Here is a 19221-nt window from a genome sequence, read left to right as displayed (position 1 = left end):
TTTTTTGCAATAAAATACTATAATTTGACAGGTGTTAAAAACCAAAATTATCCAGTAAAATGATGTTTGTAAGCGCTTTACAAAAAAAGAATACTAAGGAGGAAAATCATTGATTAAGTCTAAGTGGTTCAAAACAGTCGGCTCACTGGCATTGGTAGGGATTCTCGCTGCTTCTGTTGCGGTTGGTAGTGTGAGCGCTGGTCTGGCGAAAGGTAGCAAATTTCTGGGCAATATTATTGCCAACCAGGTTCCTTCGAATTTTAGCCCGTATTGGAATCAGGTAACTCCGGAGAACTCTACCAAGTGGGATGCTGTTGAAGGCACACGCAACGTAATGAATTGGGGCCAGGCGGACATGGCCTACAACTATGCTAACAACAACGGGTTCCCGTTCAAGTTCCATACCCTCGTATGGGGAAGTCAGCAGCCGAATTGGATTAACAGTCTCTCAGCCGCAGACCAGAAGGCTGAAGTGACACAATGGATTAAAGCCGCAGGACAGCGATATTCCAAGGCAGCATATGTGGATGTCGTCAATGAGCCGTTGCATGCTAAGCCTTCTTATCGCAACGCGATAGGTGGAGATGGAGCCACTGGCTGGGATTGGGTAATCTGGTCATTCCAGCAGGCGAGACAAGCTTTCCCGAACGCGAAATTGCTGATCAATGAATATGGTATTATCGGAGATCCGGCTAAAGCAGATCAATATATTCAGATCATTAACCTTTTGAAAAACAGAGGTCTAGTCGATGGTATTGGTATTCAAGCGCATCACTTCAATATGGACAACGTTTCTGTGAACACGATGAACACGGTACTGAACAAGCTTGCGGCTACGGGGCTACCAATCTATGTATCCGAGCTGGATATGACGGGCGATGATAATACGCAATTGCAGCGTTACCAACAAAAATTCCCTGTACTTTGGAAGCATTCTGCCGTTAAAGGTGTGACGCTGTGGGGCTACAATCAGGGGCAAACGTGGGTAAATGGTTCACATCTGGTTAATAGCAACGGTACAGAGCGTCCAGCTATGCAATGGCTGAGAAATTACCTGGCGAACAATCCTTAAGCGTGCGTTTGCACGAATCTGAGCTTCCCTTTTAATTCCGATCACTATCATATAACACCAAATAGCGCCTGTTCTACATGTTAAGCATGGGAACATGGCGCTTTTTGTGTTAATGCTTTGTCCCAACAGTGTTCGGCAATTTATGGTGCAGGGAAACATTTAATTTTAATCCAAACCAATACAAAAGCGATCAGTGCAAAGATCATTCCGCTCCAGATCAGTTGATGTATTCCCAGGTTCGCGATGAACCATCCGCCGATAGCAGTACCCAGGGTAATACCGAGGTTGGAAAAGGATACATACAAGCTGTTGCCGAATTCAGGCGCGTCCTGCGCTTCAGCGGTTAACCAGGTTTGGCTTACAATTAATCCTCCTGAATGCACGGATGCCCAGAGGATGACTACAATAACCATCCACATGAAGTGGGGACCGGCCCAATAGACGAGTGCGTAAGCTGCTACATACAGCAGGGGGAATATGAGGACAGTGCGGACCACGCTCTTACGCAGAAACTGTCCAAACCCCAAATTTCCGATGATCATGACGACACCAAAGACGGTCAGCATGACACTGATCCATGATCCGCTCATGTGGGTGACCTGTCCAAGATACTCGGCGAAATAGCTGTACACGGAGAACATGGCGGCGAATATAAAAATGACTGCGGCAACATTCAGCCATAATCCAGGTTTGCGCAGAATACCGAGCTGCTTGCCATAGGACATCTTTTCCTTCACGGGCATCGAGGGTAACCAGATCCATATGCCGATAAAAGCGACCACACTAACCATCGCTCCAAACAGGAAGGCGATTTCGAGGGATAGGCGTTCAGCAAGATACGATGTGAGTGGCACGCCAAAGGCAAAGCCCGCGGTAACTCCGGTGAATACTTTGGCGACGGCCTGACTGCTTTTCTCTGCTGGTACGAGTTGGGCACTGGTGACCAGGGCTACGGAAAAGAAGACGGGATGGAATAACGCGGGAATGATACGGAAGATAAGCATGGTATCAAATGTTGTGGCGTAGGCATAGACCACGTTTGAAATGGCAAACATCAGCACAGCGGCTAAAAGGATAATTTTGCGATTCATCCCGGATGCCAGCAAGGTGAGAAAAGGGCCCGCAATGGCTACGACTAGCGCAAATATACTGACCAGCCAACCTGCCTGTGCAGCCGTAATGTTGAATTTATTCGCAACCTGAGGCAGTACCCCCACAATTCCCATTTCTGTTGTAATAATCCCGAATACCCCGAGTGCCAGCATCAGGATAAGGAGTGGATTGACCTGTTGTGATTTCATGCAAAGCGTACCTCCATTGAATTTAAATATACAGAAAAGTAGATATGATATGCTGAAATGAGCCTGCCTTGCCTCCTATAATAGGATGGACATGAGAGTAAGTTCTCTGGATTACATTATATCTATATTTATAGATTTGTAAATATAAAAGGTGAAACGTCATTTCTTTAAGTTGTCTTCGGTTTGTGTTCTACAGTAGCAATAATGGTGACAGTAGGCATTGAATGGCCCGTGAAAAATAGCGCCGGCCCGGGGAATCCTTGGGGCCTGACGCTATTGATGTCCGCGTTTTTAACGATGTGTTGGATTAGTTATTTCGGTTGAATAACCATGCTGTTGAATGAATCGGCTTCCAACTCCATGTGTAGGGTCTGTCCTTCTTCAAGGGTTAGATACAGGTCACGACGGTCCTGGAATGGATTGTTGATGACAATAACGAGACTGTTATCCGGGTTGCGAAAGGCAACGGATTTCCCGCTCCACGCGCCTGACAGACCGACTCTTCGAGCACCAGGAACAATATGATGCGCGAAGTGTTTCATCACATAATACTCCGGGTTACGAGTAACCTCCTTATTGTCCGGATCTATCGTAATCATGGAGTTCTGCTCCCAGCCCCATGTGCTACGGCCTTTGGGTTCCAGAACCATGTTCCAGTAGATGTACGCGTTCACTCCGTTGCTGAAGTAGTGCTGGTAGAGGTTATATACATATTTGGCATAGTTCCATGAGTTGTTGCCATCACCGCATTCGTTCTCAGTCTGCATATAACGTAGCTCCGGATAACTCGCTGAGGTACGTTGAATGGCATTTTTTCCAGCCCATTGATACCCAACACCTTTGATATAGGAATAGGCCTTTGGATCACTCAGGACAAGCCCGGCGTACTCATCGAAGTCATTTGTTTTTTTCTTGATTAATTCCTCCCATGGATCAGGGGCGTTGATCGTTCCCAGCCAGATTTCCGTATCCAGACCGTGTTGGTCAAAAACCGGGCCCAGATAATCGGCAATAAACTCACGAAGTTGCTCGCCTGTCCACATGCAGGAAGGGAACTTCTGATCTGCAATCACTTCGTTCTGCACATGCACCTGATGGATCGTAATGCCTGCGTCACGGTAAGCCTGTACAAACTTTACGAAATACAGGGCGTAGGCCTCCAGAATATCTTTCTCCCAGCGCAGTGCCCCATAGTTATAGGCTTTGGGCGACTTCATCCACGTTGGCGGACTCCATGGGGAGGCGAAGAATTGCAGGTTCGGGTTATAACTTAGAGCTTCCTTGATGTAAGGAATCAGATATTTGAAATCACGATTGATCGAAAAATGTTCCATGGCCACGTCGCCGTCCACCTCGTTGTGGCTATACCACTGCTCTGCATAATCACTTGCGCCGATCGGCAGGCGACAGATGTTAAACTTGTGCTCGCCCTCCGGATGGAAGAGAGAGTGAAATACCTCATGGCGCTGCTCCTCATTCAAGTGAGACAGAGCCATATAACCAAGCTCGTTGAAACAGCCGCCAAACCCTTCCACAAGTTGGTGCTGTTCACCCGTCAGTTTTAAGTTAGCGCTTTCATTAGTTGGCACAAAAGATAGCTCTCTCCACGGGCTGTCTTGGGTTGTGGAATAACCAGTGAGTGTGAATGTCATGTGAATTTCCTCCTCGCTTGAACCTCAGTTGTCATATATATTACGTTCAGTATAACAACTCCCACGGCAAAAGAAGATATGCTAAACCGTGTGAAATTTACCCTAATCGAAGATGGAGTATTACGAGTTCGTATTCGCATAGACAGATCGTATGCTGTATTTGCTTGTAATCGGCGATGTCCATATACCATTATCCAATGTCATAACACAACTGTCATAACACAACTGTCATAACACAACAAAATCCCCGCGATTATTCAGACGGGGACTTGCGCTATGTTTCTCATATTCTCTTATGGCTGTAAATGAACGTGAGACACAACTTAAGGCTGTACACTCTCACCAAGCTGTTTATTTTCAAAAATCAGAATCGTTTTGCTGCTTCCGATGTAACCAACAGAGGTATTGAATTGCTCCGAGATGAAGCGAACCGGTACAAAAGCTTTACCATCTTTCATCAGAAGAGGAGCATCATTGATCGCAAGTGTATCATTCACGACAACTTGTTTGTTACCCACGCTCCAGCGGATGGTCTTATCATTCTGTGTGATCACAGCTTCGCGCGTACCGCTGTTCCAGTTCACACGGGCGTTTAACTGCTCCGAGACAAAACGCAGAGGCACATAGGTCCGGCCTTCATCGATAAAAGGTGCAGCATCCAGTGCATAAGCACGATCCCCAACATAGGCGGTGGTAGACCCTTCGATTAGACGCTGAAAGCTGCCCTGGGGCGTTCGTTTCTGCTCCCGCACATTCATCCGGTTCAGAAGTTGCATCGTATGACTGCCACTCACAACATCCAGATAATTGTTCTGCACCGTGAGTCCGGCAGGCTCAACCTTTGAGACAGAAGTCTGAATACCGGAGGATAACGAGGTAGACGCCGAGATATCCTGTATAACATTTGTCGCTGACTGATCACGGGTAAACGTAAAACCTGCGATCGGTGTCAGATCCCACACCCGGTTGTTGGATAATTTCAACACGTCCAGGCTGGAAAGTTGCCGTAAAGGTTCCAGATCATAGATCTGATTGGACTCTGCATTCAGCTCTGTCAGCCCAGTCAGTTCCTCAAGCCCCTTGAGATGCTGTACTTGGTTACCAGAGATATCAAGTGTCCGAAGGCGTGTCATTTGCTCCAGTGGTGTCAGATCCGTGATTTGATTACCTGCCACATTCAGATTCCGCAGTGTATTTGGCAATTCAGCCAGTACGTCCAGCGTCTGAACCTGGTTGTTTGCTACATTGAGTTGTTGGAGCCGGGTTTTACCCATGAGCGGTGTCAGATCGTTAATGGTATTGTTCGAAATCTCAAGCCACTTCAGTGCATCTGCATCCGAGAGGGCCACAAGACTGCCAATCTGGTTACCGCTGGCGTGGAACGTATGTAATCGGTTGAACCCACGTACAACCTCTATGGAAGAAATGGAATTGTTGCTGATATACAGCCGTCCCAAGTCTTTTAATTCAGTAAGTGCGTCTATGGATGTAATGTAATTATTGCGAACATCGATCTCGCGAAGCTGGGTTAGGTGCTTCAGCGGTGTGAGATCCTCAATCTCATTCCCATATAATCGGAGGTGAGTCAGATTGGTTGCATATTCGAGACCGGACAGGCTGTGAATACCTGCATTGCTCAGATCTACCACCTCAAGCTGCTCCAGATCCGTTGAAGTTAATGGCATATCCAGAGGTTTGTTCAGAATTAACTTCAGTCCGTCCTCCAAAGCGGGATCTTCAATGATTCCCTCGCCCAAGTCCGTAGTTGTGTAAGCCATGGCTTGCCCCGATGCCCCGAGACTCAGGATGAATACTAGAAATAATAGCGTCATTCTTCTCATTGCATGCATTCCCTCCGATTTTTAGAATTATAAAATAATCCGAACAGATTGAGTTAGTTAAGTATAGTATCTACACGATAACAGCGACCGGAAGGTTGTTCTGCCCACGGAGTGTTCAGTGTGAATTGAAGAGTTTAACATATACAGGTTCGGCTCAAAGCACATCTATAGTTATTAACCCGTCAACGGGAAAAAGGAACAAGGAATTTCGTAATGGGTATTTCTCTACTTCTATTCTATATGAAACAAACCCTGCTCTGCACTCTTCAGAGACATGTTTATCAAAAAAAATAAAACATCTCCCGCAGACCCTATTCAACCCACCCTTGAAAAGGGTAAAGATGAAGTAAAGATGCCAATTTGGAGGGGAAGATGTGAGTATGCGCCAAGCCATGATCATTAGTAATCCATCGTCAGGTAAGGAAGAGGCCGAGCAGTATGTGTCCCAAGTCAGAGAAATTCTGGAGTCACAGCAGTATGAGGTGGTGGTTAATGAGACGGCCGGGGAAGGTGATGCCACCAACTACTGTCTGAGCGCCTGCAAAGACGGCTGTGATCTGGTCATCTCCATCGGAGGCGACGGTACGCTGCATGAGACGATTAACGGCATGATGGATCAGGATCATCGTCCCCGATTAGGCGTTATACCGCTAGGTACGGTGAATGATTTTGCGCGTGCGCTGAATATCTCGCTTGACCCGGAAGAAGCCATTAGGCAGTTACGTTCGAATCAGACCCATATCGTGGATCTGGGGAAAATCAATGATCGCCTGTTTGCCAACGTTGTGGCTGCAGGTTCTTTGGCAGAAGCTTTGTTCTCCGTATCCTCGGAAGAAAAGTCGAAGTTGGGATCATTCGCATATCTCAAAGAAGGCTTGAAAGACCTGGTGAATACACCAGCCAATCATCTAACCATCGAATATGACGGACAGCTCTGGGAGGGGGAATCGCCACTTTTTCTGGCGGCGCTGACCAACTCGGTCGGAGGATTCGAGAAGTTGTCCCCGGATGCAGAGGTGGACGATGGTCTGATACATTGTTTTGTTGTTCGTAATATCAGTGTGTTCAACAGTCTGACCCTGGGCACCTCCCTGTTATTTGGTAGTCTGAAAGACCATAAGGACGTGGACTATTTTACAGCCAAAGAAGTTCATGTTCGCTCAGACGAAGCCATTCGCACTAATGTAGATGGGGAAGAAGGTCCTGCCCTGCCGATTCATATCCGTGTCCTGCCAAGGCATATTGAGGTCATTATACCGGAAGAAGTATAGTTTATTCTTTTGGATCTATAGGCTGGAATGAAGAACCTATCATTTCTCCATATGAATGTAGGATAAAGCTATTGAAACCGATTGCAGATATATGTCACAATCAAAGGTAAGATATACGATAATATTCGAATATGGAGGGAAAACATCTTGAGAACGATTAAATTGGGCAGCAGTGCACTAGAAGTACCTGTAGTCGCGGTGGGCTGCATGCGGATTAATTCACTAGACGGTAAGGAAGCCGAACATTTTGTTCGTTCTGCAATGGAGGTTGGCGCAAATTTCTTTGACCATGCCGACATTTATGGTACAGGAACATGTGAGGAGATCTTCGCCGAAGCAGTACAGATGAATCCCCAAGTTCGTGAAAATATGATTCTTCAATCCAAATGCGGTATCCGCAAAGGCATGTTTGATTTCTCCAAAGAGCACATCCTGAATTCGGTGGATGGTATCCTTCAACGTCTGAAAACGGAATATCTTGACGTTCTGCTGCTGCACCGTCCTGATGCATTGGTTGAGCCGGAGGAAGTGGCTGAAGCCTTTGATCAACTGGAGCGGGAAGGTAAAGTGCGTCACTTCGGGGTATCCAACCAGAATCCGAACCAGATCGAATTGTTGAAAAAATACGTGAAACAGCCACTGGTAGCCAACCAGTTGCAGATGAGTATTACCAATACCACGATGATTGACAGTGGCATTAATGTGAACATGGAGAACGATGCCGCGGTTAACCGTGACGGTAGCATTCTTGATTACTGTCGTCTGCATGATATCACCATTCAGCCGTGGTCCCCGTTCCAGTACGGATTCTTCGAAGGTGTATTCCTGGGTAGCGACAAGTTCCCGGAATTGAATGCAAAGATCGACGAGATTGCTGCGAAGTATGACGTGAGCAATACAACGATTGCAATCGCATGGTTGCTTCGTCACCCTGCGCAGATGCAACCTGTGACAGGCACGATGAATATTGAACGTCTGCAAGACTGTGTAAAAGCGGGAGATGTTCATCTCACGCGTCCAGAGTGGTATGAAATTTACCGTGCGGCAGGTAATATACTGCCTTAAATTCAAGTTATAGTGAGCGTGATGACTGCTGAGTCAGTTGAGAACACGAGCCCGTAGATGGCTCGTGTTTTTTGTCTATTTTCAGGTTTGATGCCAGACGTGTTTCCGATATAAAATAAGGATAGGATTGTCCGCTTTAAAAAAAGGATTAAAATGGTTTTAATACAAATTAGTTGAAAATATTATATTGACCGATACTTTCTAATTACATATAATTACTTTTGCATACCGATAATCCCGTTTATGTTTTTTATTTTGGAGGGTGGTGTTCGTTTGGAGTCGACAACCACGATACGCGATCACTTGGAAAGTTATCTGAAGCGTGAACAGATGTCCATTAGTCATTTTTCGGAAACGTCAGGGATTAATTCGGGTACGCTCAGCAATATTTTGAATAAAAATCGGCCTATTGCCATGCAGCAGTTGGATCGCATTACTTCCGCCATGAGACTGGAAGAAGGTTACTTCTATGAGTTATACATAGACGAGTGTTTTGTACACGCGACCCCGGACTGGCGAAGACTGGGACCCTTCCTTCATCGCTGTGCCGAGTTGGACAAGTTGGACTGTATTGAAGAGGTTATTCGTCTGATGATGGATAATCTATCCTATATTCCTTTGTTATTTGATGTGGCTGAAGAGTTCTACCAAGCGGGTAAATTCAAACCGGCCATTCTTCTATATGAAAACATTGCTGAAAGCGAGAAAATGCAACATTCCGAGCGGCTTGCACTCTGTCAGTATCGACTGTTCCGGTTGGGGCTGACTAATGATCAGCAGCGGAATCTGATTATCGCAGCCCGGTTCGAATATTATGTGGATCGGCTGGATGAGCGCTATCAATTGGATGCGCTTAACGAACTAATTAATGCATTTGCATCACTTCACAGATGGAGCAAAGTTCAGGAACTATCTGAAAAGCTGAAGGTGAAAGCAGCCATCCATTATGAGATGAATGGCCGAAGGAAACAAGAAGAGACCAAACGACCTATCGTTTTTTATATTATGTATGCGTATTTAGCCTGTGGAAGTGCCCACTTCCACTTGAACAACTATGAAATGGCATTGAAGTATGTTGCATTATACTCCGATTACAGTTGGGTGAAAGAGCCTGAACCTGAAGAAAAAGTGGTTATTCATCAGTTTCAGGAATGGGCTGAGGGTAATCGTTATATATATCAATTAATGGCTGGGCAGTTTGAAGTATTACCTGACTACCTCGCGTATATCTCAACGAAGGAAAATGAGATATTTCCAGCGCTTTGTGATATTGTAACGGCTGCTAACCGTTATGATATGAACATAGATCATGTACTCAATCAATATGAGCCATACTTCACTTATCATGAACAGAGAAATCGGATTGGGAAAGTAAGCAAGCAGGTAACCGATGATCGCTACGTTCGTCTTTTAGCTGGATTAGGCACGTATTGTCTTAAAAAAGACAGGTTTGTGGAGGGGTTAGATTTTGTACTGAACAGCTTGAGATTTTCTATTGAAATTAGCGATGGACGAGGTATGCTTAGAGGTGTCGGACTGTTTGAGCAATACAGGGAATATGCGTCTGACACAGCTATACAGCAGTACAAAATCTTGATTGGTGAGGTGCAGAAACTCAATGAAGAGAAAGCTGGCTTTGCTGATAGTTACATGTAGTATAGTGGTGAGCATTGTAGCTCCTGTTACTGGACCTGTCCCGACTGTGGAGAATCCAGACCCTTCAATTTACCGAACAAATGATCACGGTTTAGGGACATAAGCCTGAACCAATAGACGCTTCTGAATTCATTTCAGAAGCGTTCTTTTTTTGTGTATCAAAGTGGAAGAATAAGTATGTCGTATCTCACATGCGCTTATGATTGGCATAATACACTAAAATATGACAAAAAGGAGGGGTACTATGGATCGCCTGGATTTGATATCACGGATCGAAGATGCCAGACAGTTGTTATATCGCATGCATATGGAATACGGCAGTCTGCTTCATCCGGAAGTGATCCAGCAATCCGTAGTCCTAGACGGGCTTATTAATCAATACAACAGAGCAAAGGTAGGGAAGGCGATGAATTAAGTTCGCCTATTTACATTTTCGTTTTTGTATACTATAGTTAGTTACATGAGTAACTAACCGACTAACTGACTAATGAATACGTATGAAAGTTGGAAGCACATGAAATCGACTTTGGATGAATCTCAGCCTATTTTTCATCAGATTGCTACGATGATTATGGACGATATTGTGGAGGGCAGATTGAAGGTGGAAGAACAGGTTCCCTCAACCAATGAACTGTCACGCTTCTACAATATTAATCCGGCTACAGCCCGCAAAGGACTGCAGGAGCTCGTAGACAAGGGGATTATATACAAACAGCGAGGTGTTGGAATGTTTGTTGCAAAGGGAGCAAGAGAAGCATTGCTCGTTGAACGGAAGCAAGATTTTTATGAAGAATACATCAAGCCTTTACTTGAAGAAGCCAGACGGATTCACATGAATGAAGACATGATCATTGATCTGATTCGTGGCAAGAAGGATAAGGAGAGTGAGTTATGATTCATATGGAGCAGGTCAACTACAGCTACCAGAAGACGCCCGTTCTGAACCAGGTTACGCTACATGAGAGTGAGCCAATCATTAGTGCAATCTGGGGAAGAAATGGAGCGGGTAAAACAACCATGATGAGTTTACTTGCAGGGCATAACCGCCCGGACAGTGGAACCATTCAGATCATGGGTCAAGACCCCTATAATAATCTGGCTGCCCAAGAGCATCTGTGTTACATCCAGGAGAATCATCCCCTGGGGAAAAACTGGACAGTTAGTGATATGGTTCAAATGGGACAATATTTTCATCCGCAGTGGAATCAGGAGTTGGCGGAACGTTTAATCGATGTGTTCGAACTACCGGCGAAGAAAAAGATCATTAAATTTTCGAAAGGCATGAAGACTGCTGCCCAGATTATATTGGGTCTTGCCAGTAATGCAAAGATAACCATTCTGGATGAACCTACCAATGGACTCGATGCTGAGAAGCGTAAATTCTTCTATAATGCGCTACTGGAAAGTTATGAAGATAACCCGCGTCTGATTCTAATATCCAGTCATCATATTGAGGAGATTCAGCCTTTATGTGAGTCCCTTATTGTTTTGCAAGCCGGAGAGGTGTTGTTAAATCAATCGATGGAAGAGATGCGCGAAAAAGGAGTTCTTCTAACAGGGGGAATAGATGATATCAACCGAGTCACAGCAGGTGTTAAAGTTATAGAGTCTTCCCAGATGGGATCGACTGTGAAAGTCATGATTGATGAGCCCTACTCGAAAATGTGGAAGGATATCGCTCATTCACAGGGGCTATCCATTGAGAAAGCGACATTACAAGATTATTTGGTTAACAGGACCCGTAATCAAGAGGGGGTTAAACCATGAACGCAGTAAAAGGTACGAACCGACTGATTCGCGATGATATGCGTTTGTTTCTGAGCATATTTTCATCCATCGCTCTAATGCTCGCCGTTGTATATCTGGCCATTGGCTTCATATTTGATGTCTCGTATGCTACGCAACTGTTTGGTCCCATGTACGGAGGGATATGTACGTTTGCCATCGGGGGAATGATTACACTGTTTCCGGTTGCGATTGGTATGGGCAGTACACGAATTCAATTCATGAAATCCTTCTATATGAACTCGGTATGGATGGTTGCAGGCACCATGGTCATTCTGCATGTGGCGTATTTCCTCATACACCTGCTTCAGGAAAAAGGAATTGTTGACGTAACCCTTTATCAACCAGGCATGTTGTATTCAAACAAATATCATTTTTTATCCTACCTGTGGATCGATCTGATGTGCGGCTTTCTCGTACTGGGAATCTCTGTCTTCCCAACGGTTTGTTGGATGCGCTTGGGGATGCGTAACTTCTTCATTATGTTCTTCGGGGTTGGCTTGTTCTTTACGCTGATAATTACATTGGGCGATCTTGGTGAGTTTATGTTGTGGATTGCTAGGATCAATCGCATGACATTGTTCACCGTTCTGGGATGTATTGGTGGTGTGCTACTTCTATCTACGTACCCGATGATGAAGAATGCGCCGCTTACCATGAAATCCAAAAAAGACTGACAGGAAACAGTTATAAAGGAACTGGGCAAGGAATCTAAGTGAAATCATTCCGAAATCAGAAAACACGAGTGCGAACACGCCTCGTGTTTTTTGTATCATATTAAATCACTGAATATACCTATTCAACAATCTTTGTGCGGAATTCCAAATGAAGGTGCACCCTTAAGCCTGAGCCTGCGGTTTGAATCCTTCGTCTTTGAGATACTCGCCAGCTTCGCTACGCGTTTCAAAAGCCATATCCAGGTTATCACCGGAATACACATACCACATGTCATCTTCGTATTTTAAAGTCAGCGTATGTCCATCTTCATCGATCCACGTTCCGCCACCCGTAGAGATTGTAGACAATGCAGGAGCAGCAGCTTTTACTTGTTCTGGCTCTTGGAATTCAACTGCGTTGGGATTGTGAGACATCGCTTGGATCGTTTCATCTAACAAGGTGCGCAGATCTGCTTCGGAGTAATCACGAATATTGACGAATCCTTTAGCATCGGTCTCATAGTTAGGCAGTAGTCCTGCATAGATATAACCGTTTCCGTTAGGGTGAATATGGAGAGCAACAATTTTTTTATCATACGCACTATCCTCGTAGTGGAAATTAACTCGACCGAGAGAAACATCTTTGCGTTGCAGTTGGGGATACGATTGTAGCACTTCTAGCTTTTGTTCCACGTTAAGCATAATTGCCTCCTGTAAATGTTCAATAGAGGTGATTATAACATGCCCTCCTGTTAATTTCCTGATAAAATGTTTCTCCCCAGTTCTTTTAGGTGTTCCATAACTTGCAGATAGGGATATGGCCCGTAACTTACACGTGCTACACCCAGTGTGGCAAGCTGTTTTGGTGAAGGCTCAGGAGACGTAACCATAACGTTAATTGGCAGCGGTGAACGCTCACACAATTCCTGAATCAGTTGGTGATCCTGCAAACCGGGTACAAACAGACCACTGGCTCCTGCATCTGCATAATGGCTCGAACGTATAAGTGCTTCCTCCAGGAGAGAGTGGTTATGGTGTTCAGGTGCATGTTGCAGAAAAATATCTGTGCGGGCGTTAATGAACAACGGGATGCCTGCCTGCTGCGCAGCTTCCCGGGCGGCGGACAATCTCGGGCATTGCTCCTCCACAGTGTACAATCCCAAGCCAGCGGGAAGTTGATCTTCAATGTTGATTCCTACAGCACCATGATCGATGACTTGCAGGATATTTCGCTTCACTTCTGACACAGACCTCCCATACCCTCCCTCTATATCGATCGTTACAGGCAGATCCACGCTCGCTGTAATCCGTGCGAGATTGGCAAGCACCAGATGGAATGACATGGCTTCACCGTCGTGTTCACCGTGGGCCGCAGCAACGGACCAGCTTCCGGTAGCAATGGCCGTTGCTCCAGCGGATTGGATGGCTTGTGCGCTTCCGGCATCCCATACATTGACCAGAACAAGTGGTTTTCCTTTCACATGGTATTGTTGGAACAACGCTGCTTTTTCTTCTAAGGTACTCATATTATGTTGACTCTCCTTTGTTATATCATGCATTCCTTTGGACATTTGATTCTTACTTCATTACTTCATTCTGTTTTTCAGCTACCCTGTTTTTGTTTCTCATGAGTCAAAAGCCAGTTTTTGCGAGTTAATCCCCCGCCATATCCACCCAGTTCACCACTGGCATTGATTACACGGTGACATGGAATCACAATCGCAAGCTGATTGGCTCCATTCGCCTGTGCCACAGCTCGGCAAGCAGTCGGTTTTCCCAGTGCATTTGCAATCTCCTGATATGACCTCGTTTCCCCAGCCGGAATGGCCAGCAACTCGTCCCACACACGCTTTTGGAATAGTGTTCCTAAACAGAACAACGGTGTGTCGAATGCTGTCCGAATACCTTGAAAGTACTCGTTTAGTTCACGCTCAATGGACTGGATGGGAGCTGTAGTGCCGGGTACAATCGCTGATTTGGTTCGTTTGCGCAGACGCTCAACTTCGCGTTCCAGACCTCTGCGGTCCACAAATTCCAGTAAATATAGCGACTCCTCATCTGCAATGGCCATCATCGGGCCGAGGCGGGTGTCAATCCAGGACGCTTTTAGGATATGTCCTTCATCGACTTGTGTAGGGGCGGCACCCATGATCCGTGAAAAGGCATCGCGGAAGCCGCTGCTTGATTCATATCCAGTAGATAATTGGCTATCAATCACGGTGCGGCCGGAGCGAATATTTTTCAGGGCAAGTCCCATGCGGCGAGCGCGAGCATATTCGACAAAGGTCATGCCGAACCGCTTCTTGAATTGTCGGCGAGCAGTGGATTCGTCGATGGAGAGGGCCTTGAAATCCTGTTCTTTCCAGCGTTTCTCCGGATTTTTCTCCACAGCTTCCACTAATATGCGAACGACATCGGATACCTGGTTAGGGTGAGAAAGTGGACGACAGCGCTGGCAAGGGCGATAAGAGGCCAGAAGTGCCTGTTGAGCCGTCTCATAGAATTCGCAGTTTTCGAATTTTGGCTTTCGCGCAGGGCATGTGGGACGACAGAACACACCTGTGGTTCGGACTCCAACATAGAATAAACCCTCGTATTCCGAATCCTTGGCCACAAGCGCCTCGTAATATTGTTCCTTCAGATCAGCAGAAATCATGGGGGCACGTCCTTACTCATTAGAATCTTTATCTATACCTATTATAGAAAAACGTTGCAGCAAGCATCGCCGAAAATCAGGCATGAATATTGGATAAATTGAATCGGATATAACATTTAAATTCGGTTGTTCAGAATTTGTTTAGAGTGAACTGGTAGTATAGACCTATCAGGGTAGGGTGACTTAGGCAAAGATACCTATATAGTGAAAAAGTGAGTTATTGATCATTCATTGTTATAGGAAAAATACATAGGTAAACATGAAATTAAAGATTAGCGGAATGAAAGTCTGGAGGTCGAATAGAATGAGATATTCTACGTACAAAAGTATTTATGAATCCGTTTATACCAAAACGTCCGAGTCTCGCACCATGTATGTTAAAGGTCAATTCATGCAGCTTGTGAAGACGCCAACCTGGCTAATGAAGATCGTCACTATAACTCTAATTATAATCATAGGGTGTAGTGCTGTATTCACTGCATTTGCCGGAGATGAGCAATTGTTGTCGGGGGACCAGATCGTTGTATCTCAGGGAGATACACTGTGGGGCATTTCATTGGTACATAAACCTCAGCAGATGGACACTCGTGTGTATGTAGAAGCTATCAAGAAAGTGAACAAAATTGAGCATAACGCCATTCAGATTGGACAAGTGTTGGTCTTACCTGGGTTCGATCGATAAATTAAACAGTGCATGACGTCATGAACAGAGTTCTTTTTTTACTCATCGAGGTGCAGTTACATACTGAATTTATTAATCATTTACATATAATGGAGCTTCATGTGGGACGATATGGTGTAGTGATTAGTAAGTGGTGTGTTGGATATACGTGCTGAAGATGGATGAAGGGAGAAGTAGATGATGAAAATAAATATAAAGAAATCTGCACTTTGCATGTCTGTGCTCTGTATTTCGCTATTCGTCAGTGCCTGTGGCACTAGTGGTGAATCGGTTCAGGAACATGCCTATCCGCAATCGAAGCAACCCGTAGAGGAAGCTGGAGAAAACTCTGTACCGAATGCGGATGCGAAGAATAACAATAGCCAAGGCAGTGCCAGTGGTGATGAGGGCAAGCCTACAGCTCAATCGGAATCCACTGAACCGTCTGAGAAGATTGATATCGTCATTGACCAGTCGGAGAAACCGAGCGAGGGTAACAGTTTTGATTTTGGAATTAAACAGGTTCCGAAGGGCTATACACTAACGGAGATGCGGTGGACGTCTAACACGGTGACGATTGTGAATTCACTACAGGAAGCCATTGAACATGGTGGAAATGGAGAAGATGGCTTTTACTTTAGCGGTAATGGACAATTCTCCGGCTTTATCTATTCGGATGAGATGAAGGGCGAGCGGGGCAAAGCCACATTTGTCTTCACAAATGATGAGGGGAACGAAATCATGTCCGAAAAAGAAATTACGTTGAAGTAAGCAGGCATATCATGAAGGCTCTGCCCAGAGCCTATTGAACAGGAAAAGCAGCCACTTGGGCTGCTTTTTTTGACATACATAATTACAAGCTCGCCGATCCATCTGTTGCTACATAAAGTCAAAGAAATAACGGACCACGTGGAACATAACCGGCGAGGTATAGGTCAGGCTGTCGACCCGGCTCAGGTAGCTTTTTTTGAGCGAATCGAACTTGTTGTCATCTCCAATTAACAGATCGCGCTTCAGTACAGACACCGTCAGACTACCGAAGAATCCAGCCAGACTGATCAACACCCCGATGAACAGCGAGAATTTCCAATCAAATGGCGTCAGGTAGGGATGGATGAAATAAGACGTAGCTGTCGTTACAATGAACGCACACGCGAACCCTTCCCAGGTGACAAAAGGATTAGCGGTAGGCACCACTTTTCGTTTGCCCAGATAGAGAGAGACCAGATAGTGTACCACATCATTAAGCTGTGTTAACACGACCAAGAACAGCACCAGCTTGGAGCCGTACTCCGGTGAGGCAAATGGGAAATAGGCCAGGTGGCTCAGTCCAAACACCATCAGCATTAGTCCCCATTGTGTGGAGCTGACACTGCGCAGGAAACCGACCGTACCTTTGTTAATCAGGCGTGGCAAGGGCAGCACAAGGAACACATATAGGGGAATAAACACGATAAACATGCCATACCATCCAATGTAGATCCAGTAAAACTGAACCGGAATCGCCAGATACGCCCACAGGAACAGCCTACGGTCGGCTTTGCGTGTACTGCGAATCATGGAGAAGTATTCTTTGAGTGAGAAGAATGCAAGCACCATGAGGGAGATGAGCGACACGATGGGGTTAAAAAGGGTGGCGAGGCAGAAAATCACAAACATACCCCACCAGGTTTTAATTTTTTGGCCGATGCCTGAATAGTCTTTGCTTGGCTGAAGCTTTGCAATAATTTTGTACACGATATGTATCACAAGTAAAGCTGTGAAGATTAACGTTAGTGTAAAGAGTGAACTGCTCACGTACCAATCACCTGCTTATTCAAAGTAAGATTCCATTGTAGGGTACCTATGTTATTATGAAGGAATAGTGCCAACTTGATAAGGGGAAATTTTGCTATGACAGATGAACGCTCCATCTATATCCTGCTTACGAATACGGGAACGCTGTTTACCAAGGTTATTCAGAGCTATACCCGAGCGCCATATAATCACGCATCGATCTCATTTGACCGGGAGTTAACCGAGCTGTACAGCTTCGGCCGCAAGCATCCGAGCAATCCGCTGAATGGCGGGTTTGTGAAGGAAAATATTCAGACAGGTACATACAGCAAGTATCCCAATACCACATGTGTCATATACAAGCTTCAGGTGACGGATCGTGAAGTGGAAAAGATGAAACGTGTGCTGCACATCTTCATCCGAAGCCGCCAGAAATATATGTACAATCTGCTCGGCGTGATCGGCATTACACTCAAGGAACCGGTGGAGTTCAGCAACTCCTACTTCTGCTCCCAATTTGTAGCCGAGATTCTACAGCGTTCGGGAATCAAACTGTGGAACAAGCTGCCTGCGCTGGTGACACCGGATGATTTTCGCCAGAGTGAACGATTGCAATTGGTCTATGAAGGAAAGCTAAGCGAGTATACGCTGGGGAATACAGAGCAAGAGTAGGGTAGGTGTGTGTGCTGATGCTTGCCAAGGAAATCGAACCATGAAACAGCCTGCTGCCACGAATGATGAGGCAACAGGCTTTTTGTGTACTTCATATGGATGATGGTGAGGATGAGGATCGGTCAAAATCAACCTCTTCAAGGAATTCGATCACTTCACCATTCGGACTGTGGACGAGCGCATTTCTAACCCGAAGTGCAGGTTCACCAAGCGATATCCAATCCGGTTCAACGTAGGCCTTGGCTCCATGGGCGAGCGCTTGCTGATAGATGTCTTCTACATCATGCACGTAAAAGGCGAAATGTAACAGTGCGCCGTGCCGGACCGCTTCAGGAGAGGTGGCAGGTTTACCCTCGGCAGGAATGACCGCTTTTGGGTCAAACACCTCAATGCAGGTGCGTTGATCCGGAGAGATCAGCATACATGCCTCGGTAATGTGGAAGGAAGGCAAACTCCAGGAGTGACCGACCTTGAATCCCAATACTTTTGTATAAAACGCCAGAGTATCTTCGTAATTACGAGCCTGAATGGCTACATGTGCAAGTCCAATAACACTCACATTACATCGCTCCTTCTTTAGATTGTATTCTAAATTATAGGGTTGATATCGCATTGGAACCATACAATATCAAAGGATATAATGAGATAAAATCTAACTATTTTTAGCTAATTTATTAGAAAAACCTTATTAAATAAGCCGACGACTCGGAGGTCTTACAAATGGAACACATAATAGATGAAATCGATCAGCAGATTATGCGCTTGCTGCAACATCATGCACGTATCCCCGTTGCACAGATAAGCAAAGAAATTAACATGTCCCAACCTTCGGTTAAGGAAAGAATTCTGAAACTGGAGGAGAGAGGTGTAATAACGGGATATTCAACCATCTATAATCTGGCCCAGTTAAACCGTGGAACCACGACGTTTATTTTGCTCAAAACAGAGCATTGCGACGAGTTGGTTCAGTTCTGTGAACAGGCTATCGAAGTCACGGATGTCTATCGTATTAGCGGTGAGTATAACTACCTGATCAAGGTACAGACGGCGTCCATTGAAGAACTTGCCGAATTTCAGGATTCACTGGTGAAGCTGGGACCCTCCAAATCCCATATCAGCATGAAAAATATTATGGAAAACCGTGTTCTCCTTTAAGA

Annotated in this window: 20 protein-coding genes; 12 read left to right on the top strand and 8 right to left on the bottom strand. The window is 45.4% G+C overall.

The genetic code is table 11. The annotated features are described in order from the left end of the window. Positions 1 to 109: 109 nt before the first annotated feature. The gene (locus V6668_RS29690) at positions 110 to 1072 is read left to right on the top strand and encodes an endo-1,4-beta-xylanase (RefSeq protein WP_100526707.1); all 963 of its coding nucleotides are present in this window, start codon (positions 110 to 112) and stop codon (positions 1070 to 1072) included. 140 nt (positions 1073 to 1212) lie between these two features. On the opposite strand, the gene V6668_RS29685 is transcribed toward V6668_RS29690, so the two are convergent. The 3 genes from V6668_RS29685 to V6668_RS29675 form a co-directional block, all read right to left on the bottom strand. Further along, complete coding sequence (locus V6668_RS29685) at positions 1213 to 2373, bottom strand: MFS transporter (protein ID WP_338707368.1); 1161 nt, start codon at positions 2371 to 2373, stop codon at positions 1213 to 1215. 311 nt (positions 2374 to 2684) lie between these two features. Continuing rightward, entirely contained in the window at positions 2685 to 4025 is a 1341-nt protein-coding gene (locus V6668_RS29680) for a glycoside hydrolase family 30 protein (RefSeq protein ID WP_338707367.1), read from the bottom strand. Positions 4026 to 4348: 323 nt separating this feature from the next. Next, entirely contained in the window at positions 4349 to 5866 is a 1518-nt protein-coding gene (locus V6668_RS29675; RefSeq protein ID WP_338707365.1) for a leucine-rich repeat domain-containing protein, read from the bottom strand. 380 nt (positions 5867 to 6246) lie between these two features. Between V6668_RS29675 and V6668_RS29670 the strand changes: the two genes are divergently transcribed. The 7 genes from V6668_RS29670 to V6668_RS29640 all read left to right on the top strand — a co-directional run bounded on the left by V6668_RS29670 (position 6247) and on the right by V6668_RS29640 (position 12320). Continuing rightward, positions 6247 to 7137, top strand: coding sequence for a diacylglycerol/lipid kinase family protein (locus V6668_RS29670; protein WP_036611691.1), 891 nt, complete (start codon positions 6247 to 6249; stop codon positions 7135 to 7137). A 147-nt stretch (positions 7138 to 7284) separates the two neighbouring features. Then, positions 7285 to 8202 (top strand): aldo/keto reductase, encoded by a 918-nt coding sequence (locus tag V6668_RS29665; RefSeq protein WP_076213731.1) that lies wholly within the window; start codon positions 7285 to 7287, stop codon positions 8200 to 8202. A gap of 273 nt (positions 8203 to 8475) precedes the next feature. After that, entirely contained in the window at positions 8476 to 9858 is a 1383-nt protein-coding gene (locus V6668_RS29660; RefSeq protein WP_091012369.1) for a transcriptional regulator, read from the top strand. Between the two features lie 244 nt (positions 9859 to 10102). Continuing rightward, positions 10103 to 10273 carry an aspartyl-phosphate phosphatase Spo0E family protein gene (locus V6668_RS29655; protein WP_017691550.1) on the top strand — a complete coding sequence of 57 codons (171 nt, stop codon included), beginning with the start codon at positions 10103 to 10105 and terminating at the stop codon, positions 10271 to 10273. A 99-nt stretch (positions 10274 to 10372) separates the two neighbouring features. Next, complete coding sequence (locus V6668_RS29650; protein ID WP_036611682.1) at positions 10373 to 10753, top strand: GntR family transcriptional regulator; 381 nt, start codon at positions 10373 to 10375, stop codon at positions 10751 to 10753. Then, complete coding sequence (locus V6668_RS29645; protein ID WP_338707363.1) at positions 10750 to 11625, top strand: ABC transporter ATP-binding protein; 876 nt, start codon at positions 10750 to 10752, stop codon at positions 11623 to 11625. Before V6668_RS29650 ends, V6668_RS29645 begins: the two co-directional genes overlap by 4 nt. Continuing rightward, positions 11622 to 12320, top strand: a complete 699-nt coding sequence (locus V6668_RS29640) for a hypothetical protein (protein ID WP_338707362.1) — start codon at positions 11622 to 11624, stop codon at positions 12318 to 12320. Before V6668_RS29645 ends, V6668_RS29640 begins: the two co-directional genes overlap by 4 nt. 162 nt (positions 12321 to 12482) lie before the next feature. On the opposite strand, the gene V6668_RS29635 is transcribed toward V6668_RS29640, so the two are convergent. From V6668_RS29635 to V6668_RS29625, 3 genes are all read right to left on the bottom strand, one after another. Beyond that, complete coding sequence (locus V6668_RS29635; RefSeq protein WP_076252018.1) at positions 12483 to 13001, bottom strand: hypothetical protein; 519 nt, start codon at positions 12999 to 13001, stop codon at positions 12483 to 12485. Between the two features lie 50 nt (positions 13002 to 13051). Then, the gene (locus V6668_RS29630; protein ID WP_338707361.1) at positions 13052 to 13825 is read right to left on the bottom strand and encodes an isocitrate lyase/phosphoenolpyruvate mutase family protein; all 774 of its coding nucleotides are present in this window, start codon (positions 13823 to 13825) and stop codon (positions 13052 to 13054) included. Between the two features lie 77 nt (positions 13826 to 13902). Next, positions 13903 to 14955 (bottom strand): bifunctional transcriptional activator/DNA repair enzyme AdaA, encoded by a 1053-nt coding sequence (locus V6668_RS29625; protein ID WP_100526718.1) that lies wholly within the window; start codon positions 14953 to 14955, stop codon positions 13903 to 13905. Between the two features lie 304 nt (positions 14956 to 15259). On the opposite strand from V6668_RS29625, the gene V6668_RS29620 reads away from it, so the two are divergent. Continuing rightward, entirely contained in the window at positions 15260 to 15637 is a 378-nt protein-coding gene (locus V6668_RS29620; protein ID WP_338707360.1) for a LysM peptidoglycan-binding domain-containing protein, read from the top strand. Between the two features lie 177 nt (positions 15638 to 15814). Beyond that, positions 15815 to 16387: a hypothetical protein gene (locus tag V6668_RS29615; RefSeq protein WP_143781493.1), complete on the top strand. Its 573-nt coding sequence runs from the start codon at positions 15815 to 15817 to the stop codon at positions 16385 to 16387. A gap of 108 nt (positions 16388 to 16495) precedes the next feature. Here the strand turns inward: V6668_RS29615 and V6668_RS29610 are convergent, their stop codons facing one another. After that, complete coding sequence (locus V6668_RS29610) at positions 16496 to 17413, bottom strand: phosphatidate cytidylyltransferase (RefSeq protein WP_076252010.1); 918 nt, start codon at positions 17411 to 17413, stop codon at positions 16496 to 16498. Positions 17414 to 17509: 96 nt separating this feature from the next. Between V6668_RS29610 and V6668_RS29605 the strand changes: the two genes are divergently transcribed. Next, entirely contained in the window at positions 17510 to 18064 is a 555-nt protein-coding gene (locus V6668_RS29605; protein ID WP_036671746.1) for a hypothetical protein, read from the top strand. A gap of 91 nt (positions 18065 to 18155) precedes the next feature. Here V6668_RS29605 and V6668_RS29600 read toward each other — a convergent pair whose 3' ends face one another. Further along, on the bottom strand, positions 18156 to 18623 hold the full coding sequence (locus tag V6668_RS29600; protein WP_338707359.1) for a VOC family protein: 468 nt from the start codon (positions 18621 to 18623) through the stop codon (positions 18156 to 18158). 161 nt (positions 18624 to 18784) lie between these two features. On the opposite strand from V6668_RS29600, the gene V6668_RS29595 reads away from it, so the two are divergent. Further along, the gene (locus V6668_RS29595; protein ID WP_017691569.1) at positions 18785 to 19219 is read left to right on the top strand and encodes an Lrp/AsnC family transcriptional regulator; all 435 of its coding nucleotides are present in this window, start codon (positions 18785 to 18787) and stop codon (positions 19217 to 19219) included. Positions 19220 to 19221 lie beyond the last annotated feature (2 nt).

The sequence above is a fragment of the Paenibacillus amylolyticus genome (assembly GCF_036894225.1).
Classification (GTDB): Bacteria; Bacillota; Bacilli; order Paenibacillales; family Paenibacillaceae; genus Paenibacillus; species Paenibacillus amylolyticus.
Note: the sequence above shows the minus strand (reverse complement) of the source record. Positions and strands in the feature narration are given on the sequence as shown.

Excerpts from the sequence above, each read along its gene's own strand:
- V6668_RS29680 (WP_338707367.1), bottom strand. The coding sequence starts at position 4,025 with ATGACATTCACACTCACTGGTTATTCCACAACCCAAGACAGCCCGTGG.
- V6668_RS29620 (WP_338707360.1), top strand. The coding sequence starts at position 15,260 with ATGAGATATTCTACGTACAAAAGTATTTATGAATCCGTTTATACCAAA.
- V6668_RS29645 (WP_338707363.1), top strand. The coding sequence starts at position 10,750 with ATGATTCATATGGAGCAGGTCAACTACAGCTACCAGAAGACGCCCGTT.
- V6668_RS29630 (WP_338707361.1), bottom strand. The coding sequence starts at position 13,825 with ATGAGTACCTTAGAAGAAAAAGCAGCGTTGTTCCAACAATACCATGTG.
- V6668_RS29635 (WP_076252018.1), bottom strand. The coding sequence starts at position 13,001 with ATGCTTAACGTGGAACAAAAGCTAGAAGTGCTACAATCGTATCCCCAA.
- V6668_RS29670 (WP_036611691.1), top strand. The coding sequence starts at position 6,247 with ATGCGCCAAGCCATGATCATTAGTAATCCATCGTCAGGTAAGGAAGAG.
- V6668_RS29615 (WP_143781493.1), top strand. The coding sequence starts at position 15,815 with ATGATGAAAATAAATATAAAGAAATCTGCACTTTGCATGTCTGTGCTC.
- V6668_RS29625 (WP_100526718.1), bottom strand. The coding sequence starts at position 14,955 with ATGATTTCTGCTGATCTGAAGGAACAATATTACGAGGCGCTTGTGGCC.
- V6668_RS29595 (WP_017691569.1), top strand. The coding sequence starts at position 18,785 with ATGGAACACATAATAGATGAAATCGATCAGCAGATTATGCGCTTGCTG.
- V6668_RS29685 (WP_338707368.1), bottom strand. The coding sequence starts at position 2,373 with ATGAAATCACAACAGGTCAATCCACTCCTTATCCTGATGCTGGCACTC.
- V6668_RS29655 (WP_017691550.1), top strand. The coding sequence starts at position 10,103 with ATGGATCGCCTGGATTTGATATCACGGATCGAAGATGCCAGACAGTTG.
- V6668_RS29605 (WP_036671746.1), top strand. The coding sequence starts at position 17,510 with ATGACAGATGAACGCTCCATCTATATCCTGCTTACGAATACGGGAACG.
- V6668_RS29650 (WP_036611682.1), top strand. The coding sequence starts at position 10,373 with ATGAAATCGACTTTGGATGAATCTCAGCCTATTTTTCATCAGATTGCT.
- V6668_RS29640 (WP_338707362.1), top strand. The coding sequence starts at position 11,622 with ATGAACGCAGTAAAAGGTACGAACCGACTGATTCGCGATGATATGCGT.
- V6668_RS29675 (WP_338707365.1), bottom strand. The coding sequence starts at position 5,866 with ATGAGAAGAATGACGCTATTATTTCTAGTATTCATCCTGAGTCTCGGG.